The organism is Alteromonas lipotrueae (assembly GCF_019249215.1).
In the GTDB taxonomy this organism is placed as follows: Bacteria; Pseudomonadota; Gammaproteobacteria; order Enterobacterales; family Alteromonadaceae; genus Alteromonas; species Alteromonas lipotrueae.
Window position 1 is genome coordinate 1 of sequence record NZ_JAESDI010000044.1, and the last position, 525, is coordinate 525.

At 45.5% G+C, this 525-nt stretch carries 2 tRNA genes; both read right to left on the reverse strand.

Annotated elements, in window-relative coordinates:
- Nucleotides 1-56 precede the first annotated feature (56 nt).
- Nucleotides 57-132 (reverse strand) — tRNA-Glu (locus JKP82_RS20700).
- Nucleotides 133-297: 165 nt separating this feature from the next.
- Nucleotides 298-373 (reverse strand) — tRNA-Glu (locus tag JKP82_RS20705).
- Nucleotides 374-525: the final 152 nt, after the last annotated feature.

Genomic DNA, 525 nt, shown 5'->3' on the forward strand with positions numbered 1-525 from the left:
TAACTTTCTAATTACTACCGGCCTATTTCACAGTTACGGACTGTGACACCGGAAAATGGCGTCCCCAAGGGGATTCGAACCCCTGTTACCGCCGTGAAAGGGCGGTGTCCTAGGCCTCTAGACGATGGGGACAAAAAATCTTCTTTCAAAAGCTACGCTTTTGAGATTTTTTGTAAGGCGAAGCAAGCTCTGCGAACTGAGCGACATTATCCTTACAAAAACAAATTTTTGTCGCTGATAGTAACTTTCTAATTACTACCGGCCTATTTCACAGTTACGGACTGTGACACCGGAAAATGGCGTCCCCAAGGGGATTCGAACCCCTGTTACCGCCGTGAAAGGGCGGTGTCCTAGGCCTCTAGACGATGGGGACAGAAATTTTGCTAGTGAAGTAACACTTCACTAAATTTCTGTAAGGAGAGGTGAGCTCCGCGAACCGAACGACCTTTTCTTACAGAAGTACTAAATTTTTGTCACTGGTAATTTCAAAGATTACCGGCCTAACTTAACTCAAAAGCAACGCTT